This is a genomic window from Pseudomonas sp. 57B-090624 (genome assembly GCF_003234055.1).
GTDB classification, from domain to species: Bacteria; Pseudomonadota; Gammaproteobacteria; order Pseudomonadales; family Pseudomonadaceae; genus Metapseudomonas; species Metapseudomonas tohonis.
Window position 1 is genome coordinate 1 of sequence record NZ_QKRU01000102.1, and the last position, 17,891, is coordinate 17,891.

Below are 17,891 nucleotides of genomic sequence, written 5' to 3' on the forward strand. Positions count from 1 at the left end.
GGTAGATCTCGCGCAGCGTGGCCGGCGGTTCGGCGTCGAATTCGGCGAACAGCGGGCGCAGGTGCTCGAGCCAGGCCCGTTCGCGCGCGGGGTCGGGCTGGGCGGGCGCATGGCAGAAGAGGTTGACGTTGAACGGCCTGGCGGTCAGCGCGCGGGTGTCGCGGATCATCGCCCGTGCCTGCTCGGGCGTGCTGGCGCCGATGCCGATGGAGCCCAGCGCACCGGCGTTGGACACGGCAGCGGCCAGTTTCGGCGTGGAGACACCCACCATGGGCGCCTGGATGAGGGGGATCTCGATCCCCAGCAGTTCGGTGATCAGCATGTTTCGGCAGGCCTCTGGGTCAAGGGTTGGCTTGACGTAAAATCTCATAATGAGAATATTCAGATCAACTTGTTCTCTGTAAGAGATTGAAAGTGGACCTGACCAGCCTCGAGATCTTTCGCGCCGTCGCCGACGAGCAGAGCGTGACCCGTGCGGCCCAGCACCTGCAGCGGGTGCAGTCGAACGTCACCACGCGCATCAAGCAACTGGAAGACGAACTGGGCGTGCACCTGTTCCTGCGCGACGGCAAGCGCATGACGCTCACCGACAAGGGCCGCGAGTTCCTCGCCTATGCCGAGCGGTTGCTGGCGCTGGCGGCGGAGGCGCGGCAGTCCATGCACCCCGGCGTGGCGGGCGGGACGCTGCGCCTGGGCAGCATGGAAAGCACGGCGGCCAGCAGGCTGCCGCCGGTCCTGGCGCGCTACCACCGTGCTTACCCCGGGGTCGCCCTGGAGGTTTCCACCGGCACCAGCCAGGCCCTGATCGAGGGGGTGCTGTCGAGCCGCATCGACTGTGCCCTGGTGGCGCACCCCGAGGCGCTGCGCCGCGAGGACCTGCAAGGCCAGGCGCTGGAGCGCGGCCTCTGCGCCATGCCGGCCTTCAATGAGGAGCTGGTGATGCTGTTGCCGCCCGATCACCCGCCGCTGGTATCGCCCGGGGACCTCCGTGTCGGCGCGCTGGCCTGCTTCGCACGGGGCTGCACCTACCGGATGCTCGCCGAACGCTGGCTGGGCGAGCACCGTGCCCAGGGAGGCGCGCCCGTGCAGGTGCGCGAGGTGGGCTCCTACCACGCCATCCTCGCGTGCGTCAGTGCGGGCGACAGCGCGGGCATCGTGCCGCGCTCGCTCCTCGCGCTGTACCGCGAAAGCCCGCCGGTGACCGCGCTGCCGGCGCTGTCGGTGGACACCTTGCTGATCTGGCGCGAGGGCTACGCGACCGCGGCCTTCGAGCGCCTGCGCGAGGCGCTCGCGGCGGAATAGGCCGTGAACGGGGCGGGTGGCGTGTATCGCTCTGTATCTCGCGGCCCGCGCGCCGGGCTGGCTTACAAATGCGCCCCCTCATGGATACGCCACGGATACAGGACCAGGGCGAAATAGCCCCACCCCCGAACGCATGCAGCCAGGCTGCGGGTTCCAGGGTTCCAACGCCACCAGTGGCACGCCCCGCGCGGCATCGCCCGCGCCCTGTATCCGGAGAAGCACCATGTCCCATACCCCGCTCGCGAACACATCCCGTATCGGCCTGCTCGCCGTGGCCCTGGCCGGTGGCCTCAACATCGCCTCGTCCGCCGCCTTCGCCGTCGAGGCATTGCCCCAGGGCTACCAGCTGGCCGCCGCCGACAAGGCCGCCGAAGGCAAGTGTGGCGAAGGCAAATGCGGCTCCAGCGGTGCCAGCGCCAAGGCGGCCCAGGGCGAAGGCAAGTGCGGGGAGGGCAAGTGCGGTGAAGGCAAGTGCGGCGACGCTTCGTTCGCCCGCACCGACACCGATCACGATGGCCGCGTCTCCCTCGCCGAACTGCTGGCGGTGGCGCCGAAGGGTGGCAAGGAGTTCAAGGCGATCGACGCCAATGGCGATGGCTACCTGTCCGAGGCAGAGGTGTACAGGTTCCGCAGCAACCAGTACCTCTCCAATGGCAAGAAGGTGCCCACGGAACTGTTCACCCACATGAGCCAGGCGAAGGACTGAGTCGCCGCCCACGCCCCCAAGGAACCCTCCTGCGCCACTGGCCGGGAGGGTTCGCGCTTTCTGGAGACCCCTCATGAACACAGCCTCCTTGCACGGCGCCGGCCTCGGCCTGCGCCGTGCCCTGATGCCCGAACTGCTGGCGATGGACGCCGGCGCCCTGGATTTCCTCGAGTGCGCGCCGGACAACTGGATCGGCGTCGGTGGCCGCTTCGGAGATGGCCTGGCGCAACTGGTCGAGCGCTTCCCGCTGAGCTGCCACGGCCTGTCGCTGTCCCTGGGCGGCCCGGCGCCACTGGACCTGGAGCTGCTGCGGCAGACCCGGCGCTTCCTCGATCGCCACCACGTGGCCTGCTTCAGCGAGCACCTGAGCTACTGCTCCGACCAGGCCCAGCTCTACGACCTGCTGCCGCTGCCGTTCACCGAGGAGGCGGTGCACCACGTCGCCGCGCGCATCCGCCAGGCGCAGGACGTGCTCGGCCGGCGCATCGCCGTGGAGAACATTTCCTACTACGCCGCGCCCTACCAGGCACTGAGCGAGATCGACTTCCTCCGCGCGGTGCTGGAGGAGGCCGACTGCGACCTGCTGCTGGACGTCAACAACCTCCATGTCAACGCCATCAACCATGGCTACGACGCAGCGGCCTACCTGGCGGCGATCCCGGCCGGGCGGGTGGCCAGCCTGCATGTGGCCGGCCACTACGACGAGGCGCCGGACCTGAAGATCGACACCCACGGCGCGACGGTGAAGGGCGATGTCTGGCACCTGCTGGAGCGGGCCTACCGGCGCTTCGGCCCGCTGCCGACCTTGCTGGAGCGCGACTTCAACTTCCCGCCCCTGGTGGAGTTGCTGGAGGAGGTGGAGCAGATCCGCGCGCGGCAGCACGCCGCCACCCGCTGGCCGGAGGTGCGCCATGGCTGACACGCTGCACGCCCAGTTACTGAGCCTGGCCCGCCATGTACGTGACCCGCAGCGCTACGCGCCGCCACCCGGCATCGAGGCACGGCGCCTGGCGGTCTACCGGCAGCTGTTCTTCGGCAATGTCGAGGGGCTGCTGGCGGGGGGCTTCCCGGTGCTCCGTGCCTGCCTGGGTGATGCGCGGTGGCAGGCGCTGGTGCGAGCCTTCTACGCCGAACATCACTGCCGTACGCCGCTGTTCACCGAGCTGGCCGGGGAGTTCGTGGCCTTTCTCGAAGGCGGCGGGGGCGATGGCCTGGCGTTGCCCTGGCTGGTGGAGCTGGCCCATTACGAGTGGGTGGAAAGCGCACTGCTGCTGAGCGACCGCCAGGAGAGCGCGCATGCCCCGGAAGGTGACCTGCTCGCCGGGGTTCCGTTGCTCTCGGCCCTGGCCTGGCCGCTGGCCTATGCCTGGCCGGTGAACGAGATCGCCCCGGGCTTCCTGCCGCAACAGGCACCGGAGCAGCCGACGCTGCTGCTGGCCCGGCGTGGTGCCGACCAGCAGGTGCGCTTCTCGCGCCTGGCGCCGCTGGCCCATGCGCTGCTGGTGTCGTTGCGGGAAAGCGAATGCAGCGGGTTGCAGCACCTGGCAGGCCTGGCCGAAGCCATCGGCGTGGAGGCCGTGGCCATCCTGCCGCAGGGGCTGGCGTTGCTGGAGGCTTTGCGGGAGCAGGGCGTGGTGATCGGTACACGCCAGTAAGGCCGTGCCATTCAGAAGCGGATATCGTTACGTAACGAATATGCGAGGCGTTACGTAACGCTAAAACGCGGGAGTCCCAGTGTCTCGGTCACGCTGCACCGCGTGGGTTTCGCTTCGCTCTACCCACCCTACGGGTGGGCCCAGGCCGATCACGGAGGTATCCGCGACCTAGGGTGGACCACGCTTTATCGGTCCACCAACCGTGGCCATGCCGGGCACCGCTGGTGGATGAAAAGAGCGTCATCGAACCTGTACAGGGCGGCTCCGTGGGGATGCACAGCAAGGATTTCGCCAGGCTTTACCCATCATTTTCAAGAAGAAGCCCGCGCATCGCTGGATGCGCGGGGCTTTTCATCGGGCGGAAGAATTCAGCCCCTGCGGTGCAGCAGGGCGTCGAGGCTGAGGCGGCCGGCGCCGTTGAGGAGCAGGGGGAGGGCGGCGACCAGGTAGATCAGCGGCAGCTTGTAGTTGCCGTAGCCCTTGTCGCTGATGGAGTAGCCCTGGGCGAGTTCGGCGAGGCTCGACCAGTGTGCCGGCCAGTGCACGGCGGCGATGGCGACGACGGTGAGGATCATCAGCACCAGGGTGGCGAAGCGGGTGCCGAGGCCGAGCAGCAGGAGCACCGGGGCGATCAGTTCGGCCCACATGGAGAGCTGCCAGTTGAGCCCGGCAGGGAGCAGGTCGAAGGGGAAGGGGAAGGCGGCGTTGATCGGCTCGAACCAGTTGTCGCCGTTCCATTTCTCCAGGCCCGACTCGAAGAACTCCCAGGCCAGGAACAGGCGCAGGGGGATGTCCGCGCCCCAGTCGCCCAGTTGGGCGAATCGGTTGCAAGCCTGCTCGAAGGGGGTGGGTGCCAGTGACGTCATGGGGAATGCCTCGGGATCGGGGCGCTGGGCGGGGTGCCCGCGCGGTGAGGCCATGCTCGCCGCCGGGTTTGTCCCGCGTGTGTCTGCCCGGTGGCGCTGTGTATCCCGGTGTATCCGTGGCTCAGCCTGTTACATCCAGTTCCAGTTGCGCGCAGAGGCCGCCGCCCTCGCGGTTGCGCAGGGTGAGGCGGGCGCCCAGGGCCTGGCTCAGTTGCTGGGCGATGGCCAGGCCCAGGCCGGTGCCGCCGGTGTCGCGGTTGCGCGAGCCCTCCACGCGGTAGAAGGGCTTGAAGACCTGCTCCAGCTCCGCCTCGTCGATCCCCGGGCCTTCGTCCAGCACTTGCAGGCGCACCTGGCCGGGCCCGTCCTCCAGCACCCGCAGCTCGGCGTGGCCACCGAACTTGAGGGCGTTGTCGATGAGGTTGCTCAGCACCCGTCGCAGCGCGTGCGGCCGCGTCTCCAGCAGCGCACCCGTGCGGCCTTCGAGGCTCACCGCCTGGCCGCTGTCCTGGTAGTCGAGCACCAGGCTGTCGAGGAAGGCGTCCAGCGCCACGCGGCAGACGGCTTCGCGGCCGCCGTCCATGCTGCGCGCATAGGCGACGCCCTCGCGCACCAGGTGCTGCATTTCGTCGAGGTCACTCCACAGGCGTTCGATTTCGGGGGTGCTGTCCATCTGCTCCACACGCAGCTTCATGCGCGTGATCGGGGTCTGCAGGTCATGGGAGATCGACGCCAGCAGCTGCATGCGCTCCTTGAGGTAGGCGGCGATGCGGCCTTGCAGGGCGTTGAAGGCGCGGGCGGCATGGGCGACCTCGCGCGGGCCGGTTTCCGCCAGCGGCGTGGCGGGCGTGTCCGGGTCGAGCTGGTCGACGGCGCTGGCCAGGCGGGTGAGGGGGCGGATGGCCATGCGCACGGCGAGCCAGGTGCACAGCAGCAGCACCGCCAGTTGCAGGGTGAGCATCAACGGCAGCCACCTGGCCATGGGGATGGGGGCCGGGGTCACGTCCAGCGTCAGCGGGTGGCCGTCGCGCAGTTGCAGGTGCACCTGGAAGTGCGGCGCGGGCCCTTCGATGGTGGCGAAGCTCAGGGTGTAGTCCTTGCCGAGGGCGCGCTCGATGGAGGTGGCGGCCATGGGCGCCGCGCTCATGTCCATGGGTGTGCCCGGCAGGCCCGGGTCCAGGCGGTAGCGGTAGTTCGGCCGCTCCAGCAGCGGCAGCCAGGCCGCGCGCTCCTGGGCGGGGAGGCGGTCGATCAGGGCGACGACGGTGCTCACGTCCATTTCCAGGTTGTTGAGCATCATGCTGCGGCCGGTCTGGTAGCGCTCGTAGAACTGCGAGCTGAAGGACATGCCGTAGGCGAGCACCAGGCCGCTGAGGAAGATCAGCATCAGCCGCGCGGCCAGCGTCCGTGGCCAGTGGAGGAGGGTGCTCACGACAGGGGCTCGATCAGTTGCACGGGCAGGGAGAAGACGTAGCCCTCGCTGCGCACGGTCTTGATGCAGGCCGGCTCGCGGGCGTCGTCCAGCAGGCGTTGGCGCAGGCGGCTGACCAGCAGGTCGATGGAGCGGTCGAACACGTCGGCTTCGCGGCCCTGGGTCAGGTTCAGCAATTGCTCGCGGCTGAGCACGCGCTGCGGGTGGTCGAGGAAGACCCGCAGCAGGCGGTACTCGGCGCCGCTCAGGGCGACCATGGTGCCCTCGGCGTCGAGCAGGTGGCGCGCGCTGGTGTCCAGGCGCCACTGGCCGAAGCCGATCAGGCGGCTGCTTTCGCTGATCTGCAGGTTCGGCGGCAGCATGCGGGTGCGACGCAGCACGGAGTTGATCCGCGCCAGCAGCTCGCGGGCGGAGAAGGGCTTGGTCAGGTAGTCGTCGGCGCCCATTTCCAGGCCGATGATGCGGTCGGTCTCCTCGCTGCGGGCGGTGAGCATCAGCACCGGGGTGGACCTGTGCCTGCCCACGCGCAGCTCGCGGCAGAGCTTCAGGCCGTCTTCGCCGGGCATCATGATGTCGAGCACGATGAGGTCCACCGTGTTGCCGTCGAGAAAGCCGCGCATCTGCCGGCCATCGGCCGCCAGGCTCACGCGCAGGCCGTTCTTCTTCAGGTAGTTGCCGACCAGCTCGCGGATTTCCCGGTCGTCGTCGACGATCAGGATGTGGTCGATGTGGTCCATGAAGCGCTCCTCGGAGGGTGTCGGCGCTAGTGTATCGACGTCGCGGCCGCTTGCCCGCTGCCCTTTGTATTGCAGTGTATACAGGGCCCCTTTGTTACCTGGCGCGGCAAATCGGCGACGCTTCCGACACAGTGGCGACACCCCCTGGCCGTGCAATGAAGGCCCGGCAACCCGGCCGGCTTTCATCTCCAGGAGATCGACATGCAATCACTCGCCCGCACCGCCGCCTTCGCCCTGTCGCTGGTCCTGCCGCTGGCCAGCCTTGGCCTGCAGGCCGCGGAATCCATCCCCGTCGAGCAGTACCACTACGGCATGCAGCTGGATGTGCAGAAGGTCCTGGCGCTGCACGAGGCGCCGACCGTGCTCTGCCAGGTCGTCGAAGCCCGCATGGACTACCTGGATTCCCAGGGCCGCGAACACCGTCTCGCCTACCTGAAGCACGCCACGGCCTGCCAGGACAGCAACTGAGCCCATCGCCCCCGAAACCGCCTGCGCCGAGGTGCCCATGCTGCTCATCGCCTTCATCGGTGGGGTGCTGACCCTGTTCAGCCCCTGCATTCTTCCCGTCCTGCCGCTGCTGTTGTCCCGATCCGGCGGGTCGGCCGGCTCGACGCTGCTGACCCTGCTCGGCCTCGCCTCGGGTTTCGCTGCGCTGGCGAGCCTGGCGGCCGTTTCCGCCGACTGGGCCATCGAGGCCAGCACCTGGGGGCGCTGGATCGCCCTGGTGGTGCTGGGTTCCTCGGCGCTGGCGTTGCTTTCCAGCCGCGTCGCCAGTTGGCTTTCCCGGCCCTGGCTGTGGCTGGCCGAGCGCCTGCATGGCCAGGCGCAGCGGCTGCCGTCGGCGCTTGCACCCTGGCTGCTGGGCTGCGCCACGGGCCTGCTGTGGGCGCCCTGCGCGGGGCCGATCCTCGGGCTGATCCTCTCCGGGGCGATGCTCGATGGCCCCAATGCCTCCACCAGCCTGCTCCTGTTCAGCTTCGGCCTGGGCAGCGCGACCGGGCTGGCGCTGGCGATCTTCCTCGGGCGCGGCGTGCTGCAGCGCCTGCGGCCGTCATTGCGCCTGGTCGGCTGGCTGCGCCGCGGCACGGGCGTGGTGGCGCTGCTGGCGGTGGTCGGCATCGCCAGCGGGCTCGGCCCGCAACTGGCCGGCGTCGGCTCATCGGCCCTGGCTTCCGGTCTCGAAGCCCGGGTGCTCGATGACCTGCCGCAGCTGCTGGAGCATCTGGTCGGCGATGCCCGCGCGGATGAGCGGCTGCCCGACCTGGGCCCCGCACCGTCGCTGAGGGGCGCCAGCCAGTGGCTGAACAGCCCGCCGCTGGACATGCAGGCGCTGCGCGGCAAGGTGGTGCTGGTGGACTTCTGGACCTATGACTGCATCAACTGCCGCAACAGCCTGCCCCATGTGAACGAATGGGCACGCCGCTATGCCGACCAGGGACTGGTGGTGATCGGGGTGCACACGCCGGAATACCCCTTCGAGCGGGTCGAGGCGAATGTGCGAAAGGCCGTCACGCGCCTGGGCATCCAGCATCCCGTGGCCACCGACAACCAGTACCGGGTGTGGCGCGCCTTCGACAACCAGTACTGGCCGGCGCACTACTTCATCGATGCCCGGGGGCGCATCCGCCACATGCATGCGGGGGAGGGGCGTTATGCGGAGCAGGAGGCGGTGATCCAGGCGCTGCTGAAGGAGCGTGACCAGGCGGCGCAACGCTGAGCAGGAGGCTCAGGGTAAAAGGGAGGCACCGGCCTCCCTTTTGCGTAGGACGCTGGCGGGCCTCAGCCGGGTTGGTTCCTGCGGTACTCGGTGGTGGTGACGCCGGCGTAGCCCCAGTTATCGGTGTCGACTTCCTCGATGACGACATGGGTGAGGTGGGGGTCCTTGCCCAGGACCCGTTGCAGGGTCTCGGTGATCTCGGCGATGACCTGGGCCTTCTGTTCGCGGGTGACGCCGTCGCGGGTGATGCGGACGTTGACGAATGGCATCTGGAGTTCATCTTGGTGGAGCGGATGGGGGCCTTGGCCAAGGGCTATCGGCCTGCGGACTGTAACTGTATTTGTTCCGCTTCCCCGGATTTATGTAGGATCGGAAACTTCAGTTATTACCCGGTGTAACCAATCGTGAAGCGCCATTTCGAAGACATCCAGCTGGGCAGCATCGAGCTGTTCTGCCTGGCCGCAGAGGAAGGCAGCTTCACGGCGGCCGCGCTGGTGGCCGGGGTCACGCCGGCGGCGGTCAGCCGCTCCATTTCGCGCCTGGAGGAGCGCCTGGGCACGCGGTTGTTCCAGCGCACGACGCGCAGCATCCGTCTCACGGAAAGCGGGCGTGGCTACTTCGAGCAATGCCGCCAGGCGCTGACCCAGCTGATCGAGGCCGAGCGCGACATGATGGGCCGCCAGCAGGAGCCGACGGGCCAGTTGCGCATCAGCATCCCCACCACCTACGGTCACCACCGCATCCTGCCGGTGCTGGCGCGCTTTCGCGAGCGCTGCCCGGGGGTGAAGGTCGACATCCACCTGAGCAACCGCAACATCGACTTCGTCGGCGAGGGCTACGACCTGGCGATCCGCGTGCGCGCGCTGCCCGATTCGACGCTGATCGCCCGGCACCTGGAAGACGCCGCCCTGGTGGTGGTGGCGAGCCCGGATTACCTGGCCCGGGCTCCGGCGCCGCAGTCCCTGGAGGCGCTGGACGAGCACGACTGCATCCAGTTCGAGCTGCCCAGCAATGGCCGCCGCATTCCCTGGCTGTTCAACGACAACGGCCAGGAGCGGGAGCTGCTGCTGAAGGGCAACTACTGCTGCTCGGACGATGTGCTCGGCGGCGTGACCCTGGCCAAGCACGGTGCGGGGCTGTTCCAGACCTACCGCTTCATCGTCGAGCGGGAGCTGGCGGAGGGTTCGCTGGTGGAGGTGCTGCCGGCGTTCGGCGGGCGCTCGCGGCCCTTCACCCTGTTGTATCCGCAGGGCCGGCACATGCCGTTGCGCCTGCGCGCCTTCATCGAGTTCCTGATGGCTTGCAAGCGCGAGTGGAATGTCTGAAACCGGGCCCATGAGCTGGGCCCGGAGCTGCGTTTCTAGGCGGCCTGGCCCTTGCCGGCGCGGATGTCGAAGGCGCCGCCGGTGAAGGTGCCCGCCGTTGTGACCTGGCCCTTGCCGGGCAGCAGCGGGAACACCAGTTCGGCGAAGCGGTAGGCCTCTTCCAGGTGCGGGTAGCCGGAGAGCACGAAGCTTTCGATGCCCAGTTCGGCGTATTCCTGCAGGCGCGCGGCGACGGTCTGCGGGTCCCCCACAAGGGCGGTGCCCGCGCCGCCACGAACCAGGCCCACGCCGGCCCAGAGGTTGGGCGCCACTTCCAGGTTGTCACGCCGGCCCTGGTGCAGGGCGGCCATGCGCCGCTGGCCTTCGGAGTCCATGCGCGCGTAGTTGGCCTGGGCGGCGGCGATGGTGGCGTCGTCCAGGTGGCTGATCAGCTCGTCGGCCGCGGCCCAGGCCGCCTCGTTGGTTTCCCGCACGATCACGTGCAGGCGTACGCCGAAGCGTACCGTGCGCCCATGTTTCGCCGCGCGGGCACGCACGTCGGCGATCTTCTCGGCCACCGCCGCCGGTGGCTCGCCCCAGCTCAGGTAGGCGTCCACATGCTTGGCGGCGAGCTCGTGGGCCGCCACCGAGGAGCCACCGAAGTAGAGAGGCGGGTAGGGCTTCTGCAACGGCGGGAAGAAGTTCTGCGCGCCACGGACCTTGTGGTGCTCGCCGTCGAAGTCGACGGTCTCGCCTTGCAGCAGGCGGCGCCAGATGGTGAGGAATTCGTCCGAGGCGGCATAGCGCGCGTCATGGTCGAGGAACACGCCATCGGCGGCGAGCTCCGTGGCATCGCCGCCCGGCACCACGTTGAGCAGCAGGCGCCCGCCGCTGGCCTGGTCGAGGCTCACGGCCTGGCGGGCCGTGGCGGTGGGGTTGCCGAGAGTGGTGCGCAGGGCCACCAGCAGCTTGATGCGCTGGGTGACGGGCACCAGGCTGGCGGCGGTCACCCAGGGGTCGAGGCAACTGGCGCCGGTGGGGATCAGCACGCCGTCGTAGCCGAGCTGGTCCGCCGCCACGGCGATCTGCCGCATGTAGGCGTTGGTGGCCGGGCGGCCACTCTCGGAACGGCCAAGGAAACGGGTATCGCCGGAAGTCGGCAGGAACCAGAAAACGTCGAAGCTCATGGATCAATCCTCGTTGCAGGCCAGCGTCCCGCAAGGGCAGGGCGCATGAATGGGTGTGCAACGCAGGGCGGGGGGGCGCTTGCTTGGGCAAGTCTCTGTCGCGGGCTGGGCCCGTTGGATCGGCATATATCCTAAAAGCGAAGAACTACCCTGGATAAATAATTTCAGGGAATAAGCATGTGCCAAAACACGCGACGACCGCGGCGACCGAGGAGGAGGGAGGCGGCAGGCCCGCGCCGGGCGGGCCTGCCGGCCATCAGGGAAGCTGACGGCGCTCAGGGCAGGGGCGTTCTACTGGCGCCATGGGGGATGCGAGGAGGACGGGACATTGCCTGGCGAGCGGGGCTCACTGCGAGTTCATGCAGTTGATCACGCTGGCGTTGGTGATGATGTCCTTGCCATCCGTGTAGAGCGTGATGCTGCAGAAGTAGTCGAGCACGGTGCGGTTTTCGTAGTAGCCGGTCTCGCGGTACACCGCCTCGTTGCCGACCTGCGCCATGCCAGCGACGCCACCGCCGCCGACGCCCACCCAGGTTTCCTTCTGGCCGACATATTCCTTGCCGGTGCTGACGAATACCTGCTCCGGCGTCATGTGGGTCTGTACGCGGTTCCAGGCATAGAAACCACCGCTGCCGTACGAAGACGGCCCCATGCCCTGGTCGGGCTGGCCGAACAGCTCGAAGGCCTTGCTGGCCGGTTGGCCAATGAGCTTCTGCGCGGCTGCACGGACGCCGTTGTCATTGGTATGGGTCGGCGTCGGGCCTGCGCATGCGCCAACGGACAGAGCCGCCAGGGCGATGAGGGCGAGCTTCAGTGAGGGCACGGTTTCACTCCTTGTGATGGCAAGAATCCTTCAGCGGGCCTGGACTCTATTACCCGCGCCGACTGCGGTCGATTAGGTCGAGTGTGCTAGTGGCAAACGGCTGTGCCTTGGGGTGATTGGGCGTGAGCCCGCCGCTGCCGCGTCTACCTGTCGGGAAGCGCTTAATCTCGGAGCAACGGTGCGCAGGTTGTTCGGCATTCCCGCGTTATGGCTTAAAGTTGCCGGTCGCCGAAAGAACCGTCATGGCCATGGCCATGAAGGGCTTTCATCCTCTACGAACGAATGGGGTGAAGATGAACAGGCCTTTCATTTCCCTGTGCCCGGAAATTACCCGGGCAGACGCGCTGAAGCTGATGGATTGGTTGGAGGATGAGCGCGTCACCTGCTACCTGAGCGATTCGCGGGATGTCTCCCGTACCATCGAGCAAGCCATGGACCGGACCCAGATGCCGATCCTGACGCACCTGTTCAACAGCGGCGGACGATTCTTCATGGCCTATGACCGGCAGGACGCACCGGTAGGCTTCGTCCGTCTCATCAAGACCGGGTCGTGTTGCGAGATCGTCCTGGTGATCGGAGACAGCGGCAAGTGGGGCCGGAACCTCGGCGCCCGCACCATCCGCGAAGGCATGAAGCTGGCCTTCCTCGACATGCGGGCCAAGACGCTCATCGCCAGGATCCACCCGGACAACGCCCGTTCGCTGAAGGCCTTTCTGCGCAGCGGCTTTCTGCTCGAGAGCGAAACGCCGACATTGAAATCCTTCGCCATGACGGCGGGGCGCTATCTCCAGCTCTTGCGCGAAGGTGCCGTGAGCGACGCCACCGGCATCTGCATCACCGAGATCGACAAGGCCCGGCTCGAAAGCCTGCTCGTGCTCGAGGAAGGCCCGGCCGTCGTCGAGCTCGAACACGAGCTGGAGCGAGCCATCGTCGTCAAGCCGCAAGAGGTGGCGCGCAATGTCGTGACGATGAACTCCAGGGCCTTGCTGCAACTGGACGACGAAGAGATCGAAGTGGCCTTGGTCTATCCCGAGGAGGCGGACAGCCGCGCCGGGAAGCATTCGGTGTGCTCCGACATCGGCGCTGCCATCCTGGGTTATCAGGAGGGTGACGCCATCGACTGGCGGATCGCCGACCGGACACGAAGGATCGAGATCAGGAAAGTGCTGTACCAACCGGAAGCAGCGGGCGACTTTCATCTCTAGCGTCGTCGGGTTTGCGCGAAAATCCCAGGGACGGGAAATCATGCATTTGACGAAAAGCGATCTGAACTGACATTTCTAAATTTCCAACACCAGACCGCGCAGCAAAATCAATGAGTTATAGTCGCTTCATTAAATAAATCTAGAATATTTAGCATCTTCTCATACAGCGCTTCAGTCAGTAAAGCCTCCTCAAGAAAAAAATGAACTACAGATTCCAATTGGGATAATTCCCAAAAAGTTATTGGAATCAAGTCTAGATATTTCGAATCATTATACAAAGCCATCTTTCTTATTACTAATGTAAAACCTGAGAGGTTTGGCAGGCGATTCGTTTAATCGAAATGGCCTTATGGGGCTGTCTAGATATGAGTAAGCAAAGCAAGGTGCATGCGTTCACGAAGCGCGGAAAAGTGTTCGGGAACGTATGGCGGGTATATAGCGCAAAATGCGATCAGGATTTTTCGCTTAGTAGCGATCGGGAATTAGCGCATTGGATCCTGTTTTTAGAGTTCAATCCCGACGTAATCCGTTTCGATCTGAACCCACAACCGCGTAGTCAATCACCGGAGCCTGGTGCGAAGAGAACCATTCTCGATGCTGAGGTGATAGTGCGGGGTGGGTCGATAGAATGGCATGAGATAAAGGAGGGAAGCTTCAACAAAGACGCGGAATCGACACCACAAATAGAACTTCAGCGCGAACTTGCAAAAGCAGCTGGCGTAAATTATCGAATTTTTAATGATGATGACTTTGCGCCTAGAGCAAGCAGCATCATGCCGCTACTAAAGGTAGCGGCCTGTTTGGCAGCAGGTAGGCACTTTTTTATCCCTCCGGCAATTAATCTGGATGTTGCAGATTATCTTATAGGTCACGCCTCAGGCACGCTTGACGAGTATCTAAGGCATTTGAATAGTCACTCCCAAGATGTGCTTCTATACTTATTTTGTCAGCATTATTCTTTAGGCAAGATAGCAGTAGAATTTGAAAGCGCATTTTTTGCAAAAAACACCAAGTGGGCATTGGTGTCATGAAGTCTTCAATAACCTGGGAATCTTTGAACCGCTGTGGGTATGGGCGGGTAGACGAGGCCTGCCTTAAAGAACCAGATAAAAATATTTTTTTGCTCAGAAGGGAAGCGGTAAAGCTAAAACTTGAGGGGCAAGCGCTTAAGGAAATTGAAACCTACACAGGGCTGAAACCGCAAGAAGTGTGTCGACTGGTTAGTAGGTTCACAACACTTGATGACTTTGGTGTGTACCATGGAGAGGTCGCTCTGCTGCCGAATAAACGAATTAAACAATACACCAGAACAAATATAGAGCAAAGCAAACGTAGCGAGCAGCAAGGAAGTCTCAGCGGCATATTAGGCCTAACTATTGCTAAACATCCTGATGTGTTCCGCAAATTTGTAAAACGTGTTCTCCAACAGGGAACGACAGCATTCCGCGGACTGAAATACAAGAAGAGTTATTACTATGCTGAGTTCCTTAACCTTTTAAGAGAGGACGGTGTTACAGATGCAGAGTGGCCTTTTTCGGTGCAAGGCGCCGGGAAAAGAACAATTCTAAAGCTAATAGATTCGATCTTGAATCAGGATTTCGAAAAAGCAGTATTCGCTGTTGCAGATGTAGGAGGTAAAGCTCACCTACAGGTTGGCAACGGAATGCAGCGATTGATAGTTGGCAGTGCACCTTTTGATGTGATTGAAATAGATGCTTATAAAATTGATGGATTTTTTTCTCTTGCGGTACGCCCTGAGCCCAATCTAACTACCACCACTGTTATTAATCGATTTTGGTTGATTGCTGCAGTTGAAAGCAGGTCTGAAGCGGTACTTGCTTATCGGCTTGTCTTTAGCAGCGAGGTGCGAGCGCAAGACATTCTTGATTTGATATGTGACGCATCAGTTGGAGGATGGGAACCAATCAGTGAGCTGGACGTACCTGGCCTGGAATATCCTAATGGGGCCGGGATGCCTTGCTACTTAATTGAAGAGTCGAGGGGAGCGCTGTGGGGTTGTTTGTACTTAGACAATGCAATGGCGCATCATGCCGCGCTTGTTTCTAGTAATGCCAGAAATATTCTCGGATTCTCTATAAATTACGGTCAGCTTGGAAGGCCCGAGCGTCGCTCTCAAATTGAAGGCCTGTTTCGGCAAGCAAGTCAAAGATTCTTGCACCTTATACCCTCAAGCACAGGAAGTAATCCTTGGAATGGCAGATCAGAGGCGCCGATAGAGAACGCTGAAAAATATCAAATCAATATTGACGAGGCCGCGCAGGTTGTTGATGTCTTTATGGCTACATACAACATCACCCCTCGCAGGGGGCGGAACTACTCTTTGAGCCCTGTTGAAGTGATGAGGCAGTTCTTTCGGGAAAATGGGCTTATCTTTCCACGCCTGCAGGACAGGCTGCAATCCGTAAGCGAACTGTCAAGCCATGTCAAACAATGCACCATTCGTGGAGGCATTAAAAAGGGAATACGGCCTTATATTCAGCTCGACAAAGCTCATTACACGAGCGCCGAACTGGCGAGCCGGCCTGCACTCATTGGGGAGCGCCTGCGGGTGAAAATAGACCCGAAAGACTATAGAGCGGTCGACGCGTACTACACCTCCGGTGAATTTTTCGGCACCCTTCATGTTCAAGGTATATGGCGTCATTCTAAGCACAGCGTTACAACAAGAAAGATCATTAATAGAGCGATAGAAAAGCGGGTGCTTGAGTGCTCAATGATTGACGATGTTATTGTGAAATATCGCGAGCATCTAATTTCATCAAAAACCCGAAGCACTAATTTAGAGTTGCAGCGGCTGTTTGATGAGCAGTTCGGGCTGGAAGGCGATGTGGAAAAAGAAGCTCCCGCAATTCCCGCACCAGTCGGGAAAGTTAAGGTTCAATCTGTTACTGGCATGATTGGTTTTGATCTGAAACCTGGCCAGTTGATTCCGAGGCCTGAGGACGATTACTGAGAGGGCTACCTATGTACGATCTCGATCATCCGGTAATTGAAACGCAATTTTTAATTGCCTCAAACGAAATTTCGCGAATTAGTTCAATCGTCAAAGATCGTGTGTTCATGCGAAAAACCGGAGTTATATTCTACGGGCCAGCTCGACTCGGAAAGTCCCAATGCTGCAAGGCTTTGAAGGGTTATCTGATGGCGACTTTTCCTAAGCTATATGTAAATTCGGTAACCGTTATTAATAGGGAAGGATTAAATTGCTCTAACATCATCCGTCAGCTTGCTGACATTGAGAACTGCCCGATAAAGTCTCGCGAAACAAGGCTTTCGGTTTTCAAAAAGCTTACTGATAGGATCGTTCTTCGGGTTCGAGAAAACGACTGCAATCAGTATGTATGCTTGATAGACGAATTTCAGCGCCTAAGGAGCGCTGATCTATATCAGCTAGCCGACCTGTACAACTCTCTTGACAATGTTGGTATCAAGATGACTGTTGTTTCATTTGCTATGCCAGAAGTGATCCAATTGCGCGACGATCTTTTTGCGTCTGAACAGAGGCAAATAATTGCTAGGTTCATGAGTGAGTTCATTGTGTTTAAAGGCTGCTCCAGTATTGATGATTTGACAGTTATTTTGAAGGGATATGACTCTATTGCCGATTATCCGTCGGGCTCTGGAATTACTTTTACACAAGCCTTTGCTCCCATAGCGTTTTCTAGTGGGTTTCGGCTGGAAAAGTATGCAAAGCCAATTTGGCTTGCGTTAACTGGCTGTGCGATCGGGAGCTACAGAAATAATCTGCCTATGGAGCATGTTTTGTTTTCGATCAAATACATTCTCATGTGGTGCTCTTCTCATGATCGTGAAGGTTTGGTTCTAACGGATACACAGATAATGGCCGGGGTCGAGTCTAGTTCGCTACAAGATTTCTGTACTTACAGCGGCACGTACAAGGTGGCGTGATGCGGCTATCGTTTTTTAAAGCCGGCCCCTATCCGTTTGAGTCGGTGGGGGGAATGGTTTCAAATTTAGCAATATTTAATTCGCTTACTGAGATTGAGGCTTTGGAGCTTTTAGGGTTTGACTCTGCTAAGGTCGACTCGTGCTTTTATGTGCGCCCTCGCTCGGAATTAGGTCTTCCAGCATGTAAGCCGAGTGGATTAGAAGATCATTTTCCTTCGAGCTATTTTCCGTCGAATGAGCATCACCGGTACTGTGCTGAGTGCGCGCCGCTTGGATATCACTCAGCCTTTACATTTGTGCTACAAGTAGATCGCTGCTTGTTGCATGGTTCGCCTTTGAAAAAGATGTGCGATTCCTGCTCTAGACTGCACCTAAATGACACTCCCCATCCATCCTTTGGACATCGCTGCTCAGACTGTGGATACCACATTCCAACATCTCTAGATCAGTTGCCATACAGAGGTGACAATGCGCTTCGAGCAATGATGCAGGAGGCTGGACTCGCTCAGAAAAAATGGTTTGGGACAATAATGGCCAAGCAGGAGGAAGGCTATCCTTTTAACAAAATAGTCCGATTAAAGTGTTACGAGGATGACGAAGACTTAACCCGAGCTGTAATACAGCTTTTAAATGTGGAAAATCCATTTTTTTCCACCCATCGCGGGGTTACACCATCATCGATTGAGCTTCATCACTGGAGGGCAGACGAGTGTTCCCCCTATGACGTTGATGAGCTCGCGCTCAGAAAATTTGAGACACGCCTAAACAGAATATGCGCCGCTATCGAAAAGACATATTTAATCGGTCACGAATCGTGCTTGAGGAGGATGGAAAAGTCTTTTGATTATCAAGCTGATGACAGCTACATATGCCCACTGTGTCCGCTAGCTGTTGCTTACAGGGCGGCGGCAAAAACTGAGTGCAACACCTGACCTTTCCGGTACGGTGCTGCCCCTATGTCTTATACCGAACTCAGCGTTGAAGAGCGCGCCACCATTCAAATCGGTCGTACCCAAGGCTTCAGCCT

Annotated in this window: 18 protein-coding genes; 11 read left to right on the forward strand and 7 right to left on the reverse strand. The window is 61.7% G+C overall.

What is annotated here, in order from left to right; all coding sequences use genetic code 11:
- Positions 1 to 322, reverse strand: a 322-nt coding sequence (locus tag DMX10_RS29595; RefSeq protein WP_146603077.1) for a nitronate monooxygenase family protein, incomplete at its 3' end; no start/stop codon positions are given.
- 92 nt (positions 323 to 414) lie between these two features.
- Between DMX10_RS29595 and DMX10_RS29600 the strand changes: the two genes are divergently transcribed.
- The 4 genes from DMX10_RS29600 (at position 415) to DMX10_RS29615 (ending at position 3,663) form a co-directional block, all read left to right on the forward strand.
- Positions 415 to 1,302 carry a LysR substrate-binding domain-containing protein gene (locus DMX10_RS29600; protein ID WP_111264467.1) on the forward strand — a complete coding sequence of 296 codons (888 nt, stop codon included), beginning with the start codon at positions 415 to 417 and terminating at the stop codon, positions 1,300 to 1,302.
- A 223-nt stretch (positions 1,303 to 1,525) separates the two neighbouring features.
- Complete coding sequence (locus DMX10_RS29605; protein ID WP_111264455.1) at positions 1,526 to 2,008, forward strand: hypothetical protein; 483 nt, start codon at positions 1,526 to 1,528, stop codon at positions 2,006 to 2,008.
- Positions 2,009 to 2,081: 73 nt separating this feature from the next.
- Positions 2,082 to 2,927: a DUF692 domain-containing protein gene (locus tag DMX10_RS29610; protein WP_111264456.1), complete on the forward strand. Its 846-nt coding sequence runs from the start codon at positions 2,082 to 2,084 to the stop codon at positions 2,925 to 2,927.
- The gene (locus DMX10_RS29615) at positions 2,920 to 3,663 is read left to right on the forward strand and encodes a DUF2063 domain-containing protein (protein ID WP_111264457.1); all 744 of its coding nucleotides are present in this window, start codon (positions 2,920 to 2,922) and stop codon (positions 3,661 to 3,663) included. The genes DMX10_RS29610 and DMX10_RS29615 overlap by 8 nt, the downstream gene beginning before the upstream one ends.
- Before the next feature lie 368 nt (positions 3,664 to 4,031).
- On the opposite strand, the gene DMX10_RS29620 is transcribed toward DMX10_RS29615, so the two are convergent.
- From DMX10_RS29620 to DMX10_RS29630, 3 genes are all read right to left on the reverse strand, one after another.
- Entirely contained in the window at positions 4,032 to 4,529 is a 498-nt protein-coding gene (locus DMX10_RS29620) for a DoxX family protein (RefSeq protein WP_111264458.1), read from the reverse strand.
- A gap of 121 nt (positions 4,530 to 4,650) precedes the next feature.
- Positions 4,651 to 5,916 carry a HAMP domain-containing sensor histidine kinase gene (locus tag DMX10_RS29625; RefSeq protein ID WP_111264468.1) on the reverse strand — a complete coding sequence of 422 codons (1,266 nt, stop codon included), beginning with the start codon at positions 5,914 to 5,916 and terminating at the stop codon, positions 4,651 to 4,653.
- 41 nt (positions 5,917 to 5,957) lie between these two features.
- Entirely contained in the window at positions 5,958 to 6,698 is a 741-nt protein-coding gene (locus tag DMX10_RS29630; protein WP_111264459.1) for a response regulator, read from the reverse strand.
- A gap of 201 nt (positions 6,699 to 6,899) precedes the next feature.
- Between DMX10_RS29630 and DMX10_RS29635 the strand changes: the two genes are divergently transcribed.
- Together DMX10_RS29635 and DMX10_RS29640 are read left to right on the forward strand one after the other, a co-directional pair.
- Entirely contained in the window at positions 6,900 to 7,166 is a 267-nt protein-coding gene (locus DMX10_RS29635) for a DUF2790 domain-containing protein (RefSeq protein WP_111264460.1), read from the forward strand.
- Between the two features lie 37 nt (positions 7,167 to 7,203).
- Complete coding sequence (locus DMX10_RS29640) at positions 7,204 to 8,415, forward strand: cytochrome c biogenesis protein DipZ (protein WP_111264461.1); 1,212 nt, start codon at positions 7,204 to 7,206, stop codon at positions 8,413 to 8,415.
- Positions 8,416 to 8,477: 62 nt separating this feature from the next.
- On the opposite strand, the gene DMX10_RS29645 is transcribed toward DMX10_RS29640, so the two are convergent.
- Positions 8,478 to 8,684 carry a 4-oxalocrotonate tautomerase family protein gene (locus DMX10_RS29645; RefSeq protein WP_111264462.1) on the reverse strand — a complete coding sequence of 69 codons (207 nt, stop codon included), beginning with the start codon at positions 8,682 to 8,684 and terminating at the stop codon, positions 8,478 to 8,480.
- 135 nt (positions 8,685 to 8,819) lie between these two features.
- On the opposite strand from DMX10_RS29645, the gene DMX10_RS29650 reads away from it, so the two are divergent.
- A complete protein-coding gene (locus tag DMX10_RS29650) occupies positions 8,820 to 9,740 on the forward strand; it encodes a LysR family transcriptional regulator (protein WP_111264463.1) in 921 nt (306 codons plus the stop codon).
- Between the two features lie 35 nt (positions 9,741 to 9,775).
- Here DMX10_RS29650 and ssuD read toward each other — a convergent pair whose 3' ends face one another.
- Positions 9,776 to 10,906, reverse strand: a complete 1,131-nt coding sequence (gene ssuD / locus DMX10_RS29655) for an FMNH2-dependent alkanesulfonate monooxygenase (protein ID WP_111264464.1) — start codon at positions 10,904 to 10,906, stop codon at positions 9,776 to 9,778.
- A gap of 346 nt (positions 10,907 to 11,252) precedes the next feature.
- On the reverse strand, positions 11,253 to 11,729 hold the full coding sequence (locus DMX10_RS29660; protein WP_111264465.1) for a hypothetical protein: 477 nt from the start codon (positions 11,727 to 11,729) through the stop codon (positions 11,253 to 11,255).
- 242 nt (positions 11,730 to 11,971) lie between these two features.
- Between DMX10_RS29660 and DMX10_RS29665 the strand changes: the two genes are divergently transcribed.
- The 4 genes from DMX10_RS29665 to DMX10_RS32655 all read left to right on the forward strand — a co-directional run bounded on the left by DMX10_RS29665 (position 11,972) and on the right by DMX10_RS32655 (position 16,864).
- On the forward strand, positions 11,972 to 12,934 hold the full coding sequence (locus DMX10_RS29665) for a bifunctional GNAT family N-acetyltransferase/nucleoside diphosphate kinase regulator (protein ID WP_111264466.1): 963 nt from the start codon (positions 11,972 to 11,974) through the stop codon (positions 12,932 to 12,934).
- A 365-nt stretch (positions 12,935 to 13,299) separates the two neighbouring features.
- Positions 13,300 to 13,965: a hypothetical protein gene (locus tag DMX10_RS32645; protein ID WP_139205567.1), complete on the forward strand. Its 666-nt coding sequence runs from the start codon at positions 13,300 to 13,302 to the stop codon at positions 13,963 to 13,965.
- Positions 13,962 to 15,908: a hypothetical protein gene (locus tag DMX10_RS32650; RefSeq protein WP_146603078.1), complete on the forward strand. Its 1,947-nt coding sequence runs from the start codon at positions 13,962 to 13,964 to the stop codon at positions 15,906 to 15,908. Before DMX10_RS32645 ends, DMX10_RS32650 begins: the two co-directional genes overlap by 4 nt.
- A gap of 11 nt (positions 15,909 to 15,919) precedes the next feature.
- Positions 15,920 to 16,864 carry an AAA family ATPase gene (locus DMX10_RS32655; RefSeq protein ID WP_146603079.1) on the forward strand — a complete coding sequence of 315 codons (945 nt, stop codon included), beginning with the start codon at positions 15,920 to 15,922 and terminating at the stop codon, positions 16,862 to 16,864.
- Positions 16,865 to 17,891: the final 1,027 nt, after the last annotated feature.